This window comes from Prevotella sp. TF12-30 (assembly GCF_003436715.1).
In the GTDB taxonomy this organism is placed as follows: Bacteria; Bacteroidota; Bacteroidia; order Bacteroidales; family Bacteroidaceae; genus Prevotella; species Prevotella copri_A.
On sequence record NZ_QSQJ01000003.1, the window covers coordinates 168,666 to 176,231 of the forward strand.

At 46.5% G+C, this 7,566-nt stretch carries 9 protein-coding genes; 6 read left to right on the top strand and 3 right to left on the bottom strand.

The annotated features are described in order from the left end of the window. Window positions 1-121 precede the first annotated feature (121 nt). From thrS to DXD25_RS02620, 6 genes are all read left to right on the top strand, one after another. A complete protein-coding gene (gene thrS / locus DXD25_RS02595) occupies window positions 122-2,074 on the top strand; it encodes a threonine--tRNA ligase (protein WP_117661651.1) in 1,953 nt (650 codons plus the stop codon). A 140-nt stretch (window positions 2,075-2,214) separates the two neighbouring features. After that, complete coding sequence (gene infC, locus DXD25_RS02600) at window positions 2,215-2,901, top strand: translation initiation factor IF-3 (protein WP_117661652.1); 687 nt, start codon at window positions 2,215-2,217, stop codon at window positions 2,899-2,901. A 78-nt stretch (window positions 2,902-2,979) separates the two neighbouring features. After that, a complete protein-coding gene (rpmI, locus tag DXD25_RS02605) occupies window positions 2,980-3,177 on the top strand; it encodes a 50S ribosomal protein L35 (protein ID WP_006846865.1) in 198 nt (65 codons plus the stop codon). 39 nt (window positions 3,178-3,216) lie between these two features. Next, a complete protein-coding gene (rplT, locus tag DXD25_RS02610; protein ID WP_089544559.1) occupies window positions 3,217-3,561 on the top strand; it encodes a 50S ribosomal protein L20 in 345 nt (114 codons plus the stop codon). Between the two features lie 229 nt (window positions 3,562-3,790). Next, entirely contained in the window at window positions 3,791-4,084 is a 294-nt protein-coding gene (locus DXD25_RS02615) for a hypothetical protein (protein WP_117661653.1), read from the top strand. Beyond that, window positions 4,072-4,392 (top strand): type II toxin-antitoxin system RelE/ParE family toxin, encoded by a 321-nt coding sequence (locus DXD25_RS02620; RefSeq protein ID WP_147327825.1) that lies wholly within the window; start codon window positions 4,072-4,074, stop codon window positions 4,390-4,392. The genes DXD25_RS02615 and DXD25_RS02620 overlap by 13 nt, the downstream gene beginning before the upstream one ends. 97 nt (window positions 4,393-4,489) lie before the next feature. On the opposite strand, the gene DXD25_RS02625 is transcribed toward DXD25_RS02620, so the two are convergent. The 3 genes from DXD25_RS02625 to DXD25_RS02635 all read right to left on the bottom strand — a co-directional run bounded on the left by DXD25_RS02625 (window position 4,490) and on the right by DXD25_RS02635 (window position 7,357). After that, window positions 4,490-5,248 (bottom strand): hypothetical protein, encoded by a 759-nt coding sequence (locus DXD25_RS02625; protein WP_147327826.1) that lies wholly within the window; start codon window positions 5,246-5,248, stop codon window positions 4,490-4,492. Window positions 5,249-5,369: 121 nt separating this feature from the next. Beyond that, window positions 5,370-6,161: a porin family protein gene (locus DXD25_RS02630; protein WP_117661656.1), complete on the bottom strand. Its 792-nt coding sequence runs from the start codon at window positions 6,159-6,161 to the stop codon at window positions 5,370-5,372. Window positions 6,162-6,169: 8 nt separating this feature from the next. Next, on the bottom strand, window positions 6,170-7,357 hold the full coding sequence (locus DXD25_RS02635) for a PCMD domain-containing protein (RefSeq protein WP_233522169.1): 1,188 nt from the start codon (window positions 7,355-7,357) through the stop codon (window positions 6,170-6,172). Window positions 7,358-7,566 lie beyond the last annotated feature (209 nt).

The window sequence follows — 7,566 nt, forward strand, 5'->3', positions numbered from 1 at the left end:
AGGTATTAGCAAAATATAAATAGGTATTAGCAAAGTTTAGCAAAATAAATGCATTTTTATTCGCTTGTTACAAAAAGAAATAGTACTTTTGCACACGATTTAATAAAAATACTAAGTTGTTATGGTAAAAATCACATTCCCAGACGGATCTGTTCGTGAGTACGAGCAGGGCGTTACTGGCTTACAAATCGCCGAGAGCATCTCACCGGCTCTCGCTCGCAACGTTGTATCTTGCGGTGTCAATGGTGAGACAGTAGAGTTGGATCGCCCTATCAATGAGGACGCAAGTGTAGAACTTTACAAGTTTGAGGATGAGCAGGGCAAGCATACCTTCTGGCATACTTCAGCCCACTTGCTCGCAGAGGCTCTTCAGGAGCTTTATCCAGGCATCCAGTTTGGTTTCGGTCCAGCTGTAGAGAGCGGTTTCTTCTACGACGTGATGCCTGCTGAGGGTCAGGTGATCTCAGAGAATGATTTCGCTAAGATCGAGGCTAAGATGATGGAGCTCGCCAAGAAGAACGAGCCTGTGGTTCGCAAGGAGATTGCTAAGGCTGATGCGCTCGCTGAGTTCAAGGCCGACGGTCAGACCTACAAGTGCGAGCATATTGAGCAGGACTTGGAGGATGGTACCATCACCACATATACCCAGGGCAATTTCACCGACCTTTGCCGTGGTCCTCACTTGCTGAACACTGGTCTTATCAAGGCTGTGAAGATTACAAGTGTGGCTGGTGCTTTCTGGCGCGGTGATGCCAAGCGCGAGCAGATGACCCGTATCTACGGTATCAGCTTCCCTAAGAAGAAGATGCTCGATGAGTACCTGGTTGTTCTCGAGGAGGCTAAGAAGCGCGACCACCGTAAGATCGGTAAGGAGATGGAACTCTTCATGTTCTCTGAGCGTGTAGGTAAGGGTCTTCCTATCTGGTTGCCAAAGGGCACTCAGCTCCGCCTCCGCTTGCAGGAGTTGCTCCGTTCGCTCCTGAAGCCTTATAACTATCAGGAGGTTATCTGTCCTGGTATCGGCGGCAAGAGTCTCTATGTAACATCTGGTCACTATGCTCACTATGGCAAGGATGCATTCCAGCCTATCCAGACTCCGGAGGAGGATGAGGAGTATATGCTCAAGCCAATGAACTGTCCTCACCACTGCGAGGTCTACGCTCGTAAGCCTCGTTCTTACAAGGATCTTCCTTTGCGTATCGCCGAGTTCGGTACCGTGTTCCGTTATGAGAAGAGCGGTGAGCTCCACGGTTTGACTCGTGTTCGTACATTTACTCAGGATGATGCTCATATCTTCGTTCGTTCAGATCAGGTGAAGTCTGAGTTCGAGAACGTAATCGACGTGATTCTGAAGGTATTCAAGATTTTCGGTTTCGAGAACTACGAGGCACAGATTTCTCTCCGCGATCCTAAGGATACAGAGAAGTATATCGGTTCTGATGAGATTTGGGAAGAGAGTGAGAACGCTATCCGCGAGGCTTGCAAGGAGAAGGGTCTTGAGACTCGTGAAGAGATTGGCGAGGCTGCCTTCTATGGTCCTAAGCTCGACTTCATGGTAAAGGATGCCATCGGCCGTCGCTGGCAGTTGGGTACCATCCAGGTGGATTACAACTTGCCTGAGCGCTTCAAGCTGGAATATACAGCCGAGGATAACTCAAAGAAGACTCCTGTGATGATTCACCGTGCACCATTCGGTTCATTGGAGCGATTCACAGCCGTTCTCATCGAGCACACAGCCGGTCACTTCCCATTGTGGTTGACTCCAGACCAGGTTGCTATTCTTCCTATCTCTGAGAAGTTCAACGACTATGCTCAGAAGGTACGTCAGTACTTCGACAAGCAGGGTGTTCGTGCCTTGGTTGATGACCGTAACGAGAAGATTGGCCGCAAGATTCGCGACAACGAGTTGAAGCGTGTGCCTTACATGGTTATCGTAGGTGAGAAGGAGAGTGCCGAGGGCCTCGTTTCCATGCGTAAGCAGGGTGGTGGCGAGCAGGCTACCATGAGCATGGAAGAGTTTGCTCAGCGCATCAACGCCGAGGTTGCAGAGCAGCTGAAGGCAGCTGAAGAGTAAAAATAAGATATAAATCCGCAGGTTTCTTTGGAAATCTGCGGATTTTTTTAAAATAACCCGCTGAAAATTTGGTGGTTTCGCGGAAAATGCGTAACTTTGCAGCCGTTTAATCAAAAAACGTTGAATATATCGAATAGTTAATGAAAAATGACAAAATGAAAAATCAGTACCGCGTAAACGAACAGATACGCGTACGTGAAGTGAGAGTAGTAAGTGAAGGCGGAGCTGAAGTGATGCCTACACGTAAAGCGTTGGACTTGGCACGTCAGCAAGAGCTTGACTTGGTCGAGATATCTCCTAATGCCCAACCACCAGTTTGCCGTATTGTTGACTATTCTAAGTTCCTTTACCAGCAGAAGAAACATGCTAAGGAAATGAAGCAGAAGCAGGTGAAGGTGGAGACCAAGGAGATCCGTTTCGGACCTCAGACCGATGAGCACGACTATCAGTTCAAGCTCAAGCACGCTAAAGAGTTCCTCAACGAGGGTAACAAGGTACGTGCCTACGTGTTCTTCCGTGGTCGTTCTATTCTCTTCAAGGAGCAGGGTGAGGTTCTCCTTCTCCGTTTCGCCAATGATTTGGAGGAATGCGGTAAGGTAGAGCAGATGCCAAAGCTCGAGGGAAAGAAGATGTTCCTCTACATGAGTCCTAAGAAGGCTGGTACAGCTAAGAAGAGCCAGCAGAAGATGGACCGTGAGAAGCGAGAGGCTGAAGCTAAGGCTGCTGCTGATGCAGAGCGCGCTGCCAATGCCGAGAAGAATGGCTTGCTCGCCAATGCCAAAGGCGGCGATGCCCTGAAGAAGCTCGCAGAAGGAACAGAGGATTAAGAAAAAAAAGATGCGTAACGCCCTGGTATATGCGTTGCCATCGCTATAATAAATAACAATTTAAAATTAAAAGTAAAAATGCCAAAAGTAAAGACTAATTCCGGCGCAAAGAAGAGATTCCGTTTCACCGGTACAGGTAAGATTAAGCGTCATCACGCTTTTCACAGTCACATCTTGACTAAGAAGACAAAGAAGCAGAAGAGAAATCTCCTCGGCGAGACTCTCGTAGACCGTTCAAACTTGAAGCAGGTTCGCGACTTGCTCTGCCTTCGTTAATTATTAACTTTTTAGTCGAACTTTTAAAGAAAAAAAATTATGCCAAGATCAGTAAATCACGTTGCATCTAAAGCAAAGAGAACAAAAATCTTGAAGCTCACTAAGGGTTACTATGGAGCTCGCAAGAATGTATGGACAGTAGCTAAGAACACTTGGGAGAAGGGTCTTACCTACGCTTATCGCGATCGTCGTAACAAGAAGCGCACATTCCGCGCATTGTGGATCCAGCGTATCAACGCTGCTGCTCGCCTCGATGGTATGAGCTACAGCCAGTTGATGGGTGCTCTTCACAAGGCTGGTATCGAGATCAACCGTAAGGTTCTCGCTGACCTCGCTGTTAACAACCCAGAGGCTTTCAAGGCTATCGTTGCTAAGGTGAAGTAAATCCGACGCCAGGCTCTTTTCTTCCGGAATTTTCCCGATAGGAGAGTGTTTGGCCTCTAGATTAAAGAAAACTGAAGATTGCATTGGTTGGAAGTATTTCCGCTGATGCAATCTTTTTTTATGCCCGGAAAATAGAAAATTCCTCAAGAATGATTAAATAATTCCTCAAAATCTTGCATATTATTATATTTCTTCATATATTTGCAGGGTTAATTAAAAGCATACTATTATGAAAGAAAAAAAATATCATATAGATTTGCATGAGGGTGAGGATATGGTAGCTGAGCCTACGCCAACTCATCGTGTTTCGGTGATGGAGCATGCTGTGCCTATGCCGATGAGTGGTTTCGAGAATCATAAAGAGGTTTTAGATGAAATTCCGGAGTTGGGTAATCATTTCTCCTGGGAGAGTTTGATGGAGAGCATTGAGTATTGTAAAAACATTGCGGATGATCCAACGAAGTGGGAGCCATACGATGATTTTAAAGAACGTCTTTATCAGGATTTCCCATGGCTAAAGTAATTATTCACCCTCTTTTCGAACAGAAACTTCATGAGTATGTTGAAGAAGCTTATGAGGTTTATGGTAGAAAAACGGCTCGTAGATGGATGACGGAAATTGACAAGATCAAGAGTTTTTTGGAGGTCTTTCCAGAAGGAAGGCCGCCTTTTAATGGTGCTCCTGATTTTCCATACCAGCTGCGAGGCGCTAATTTCATGAATAATTTTAAGTTGATTTATTATTATCTCGAAAAGATGGATGAAGTTCATTTCGTAGATATTTGGGATATGAGAAAGAACCCATCCAGCTTTTGGAAACAAGAAGAATAACTTATAAAAAGCAAAAAAAATCCCCAGCTATCCATCAAAGGATAAATGGGGATTTTATTATTTATCAGCCTTTCGGGAGCTTATAACCTTTTCCGCTTTACTTCATCAACTCAAGACCTGCCTCGAACTTGGTGGTCTTTTCCATGATGGTAGGAAGCTGGTTTACAACAGTCTTCAAAATCAGGAATTTTGCCAAATCATCCTTGTCCATACCTGTAGTAGGAATCTTGTTAACCTGAGCATAAAGCATGGCGATGATAGGAGCTACGAAATCCTTGTCAACATAGAAATATACCTTGTTGGCTGCTGGATAAGATACGTGTACTGGAATACCGGTCTTAAACTGATCCAACATGCCGGCTACCATAGCCTTCTCCTGAGCATCGTCGATGTCTTCTGTAATCTTGGCTGTGTTCAGGAACAAGGTAATCATATTCTCGTTAACCACCTTTTGTGTAGCGTAATCGTTAGCTACCTTCCAGTCCTTGTCATCAGCCTCTTCCTTGTAGGTTGCAGAAATCTGACCCTTCTCATTGAAGGTTACATCCTGCAGAACGCTTCTGAGCTGGCTGTTGAGCAGCATTGGAACCATTGAGATGGCATCCTTTACTGGATATGGCTCATCAAAGAGACCTGGAATTTCGATAACTGCATCGTTAGAACCTTCCCAGTTTAATACTATTGAACCTGTTGCCTGGTAAGTTGTTGGATCCATACCAGCCTCCTGTACCTTCCAGGTGCCTTCAATCTTCTCGTTGCGTACAAATCCCTTCTCGTCATTGTCATCATCGCTGCTACAAGCAGTGAAGAAGCCAAGGGTGCAAACCATGGCCATCAAATAAATAAACTTTTTCATTTTTCTTCTCTTTTTTTGTTAATGAATAATTGTTGTTTTTTATCTTTTTATCTCTCTTTGGCTATACATATTAATGTACGCGTACATTATTATATAGATAGCTTCAGCAGAATATGATCTGTTACTTCAGCTGATACGTGATGCCGATGCTGCCGTAGATAGGATACATCGTCTGCTCGATGGTCTCGAAATCCTTCTTGAAGATGCCGTTCAGACCCCAGCTCAGATCAGCACAGATGCCCCAACGGTTGTTCAATCGCCAGTCTATTCCGAAATCTACGCCCACCTGCCAGTTGCGCATATCGTCGCTGAAATCGTAATCACCTCGTTCACCTTCCTTTTCGCCCAGCATCACCTTCTGTCCCGTAGGGTCCCCCTTGGGATGACCCTCCTCCTGGCGGCGGAGATAACCGTTGTATGCCCAGCCCTCAAACTTCTTCGAGGTAACATAGCTTACGTATGGACCCAGCTTGAAGCGGAGATTATCGCAGACATCGTATGTTGCCTGAATCGGAACGGTGATGAGACTCATATCCACCTTGGTCACTACATCGCCCGTAAAGATGCCCTGCAGCTCCTCGCCGCCACGAACTATCTTCATATAGTAGTTCTTAACGCCCGCATCGGTCTTCATGCTCTTGTTCTCGAAGCGGATTCCTCCCACGAAACCCCAGTTTCCGGAGAGTGGGTGATAGGCATCCACGCCCAGACTGAAGTTAGGGCGAAGGGTGTAGCTGTGAAGCGTGCGGATGGTGGCAGGCATGCCGATAGGGGCGGTGCCGCCCAGGTTATACGCCACGCGTGCCTGATACTCATAGCCGTGGAGATATTTGTTCCAGGCACTATTCTTGTCTCCTGCCCATGAAGCAGCGCTGCATGCCAGCAGGAGTGCCAGTACTGTTATCTTTTTCATTTTTCTTCTTATTTGCAAATCAGTTTGAAACTATCCACCCAGAGGGTGCTGCCTACAGCTCCCAGGAAGTTGGCACCATCAGAACTGGATGAGCAGACGATGGCCAGACTGTAACCGCCATTCTTCAGCTTCACGGGGTCGATGGTCTTGCCGTAGGATTGATAATCGAAATCTACGCTGAAGTGATGCCATTCCGGTGTGTTTCCAATAGCAACTTTTCCGTTGTCATCGCGGGCTTCGCCTACCAGTGCAAGTGCCACTATCTGCTTGCTGCTCTGTACGTTATCGCCATAGAGCATTACTGCATTTCCATTCTCGTCGATGTTCTCGTAGAGCACGGCGTAGATGGTTCCGTAGTCATGTCGGTTCAGTTCGTTCATATCCTTGTCGGTGAATTTCTCGCCAGCCTGATACTTGTACCAGCCTTCCAGCTTCTCCGGTTTGGCGCTGAAGCTGAATGGGCGACCGAACTTGGTGGCCTTCATCGCATCACGCAGGGCATCGGTGGCATCAAACTGTCCGATGAAGAGGTTGCCGGCAGCGATAGGCTTGTGTACCATATCAGCGAGCTTGCTTGTGCGCTGGGTGGTGAGCTTCACGCCCTTGCCCTGATAGCCGTTTTCTATCATCACGGTAGGATATTCCTCCGGTTTTGCTGATGGGTTGCTGATTTTGAAACCAGGGTTTCCGGTTGCCCAGATGTCGAGGAGGTCACCATTCCAGTTTTCCTGCCAGTTGTAGTATCCCTTGCTGAGGTATGTGTTTTCGAAATCGAATTCAAACTCCTTGCTCATGGTGGTCTGACCCTTCTTGATGCTCACCTGATAGGTGCGGGTCCACTGCTTGTCTTCCGATGTAACCACGTATGTAACAGGACCTTTGGAGAAATCGTGTACACTTCCGCTTTCCGGCTGGATGGTGGCTCCAGGAGTGAGCCGGAACATCGGTGCCTGCTTCTTGAGACTGGCGGATGGCTTCATGGTGAATTCTATCTTGTCCTGGTCGCTCTGCACGTTGACGAGCGTATCCGATGCGTTTGTGAACCACAGCTTCAGCCAGCCTCCTGGGTGGATGTATGCCTGCTCGATGTCGCATTCGGCATTGAGGGGTTCATCCTTGAAGCATGAACTGAGTGATAGGGCGCAAACCGTCGATAAAGATAGCGTTATAAATTTTCTAAAACCCATTGTCTTCATATCCTTTCCTTTATTATATAAGAGCGTTATCTTTTTGGGATATCCGCTGATGATTCAATTTTCTGGTTGCAAAGTTACGCAGAAAACTTGAAAGCACCAAACATTTTCCACTTTATTTGCATATTATTTATGTTTCTGATTATTTGTTAGATGGGGTAGGAAAAAAAGAAGAGGGTGTGTCATAAGTCTATGGCGCACCCTTTTCGTTT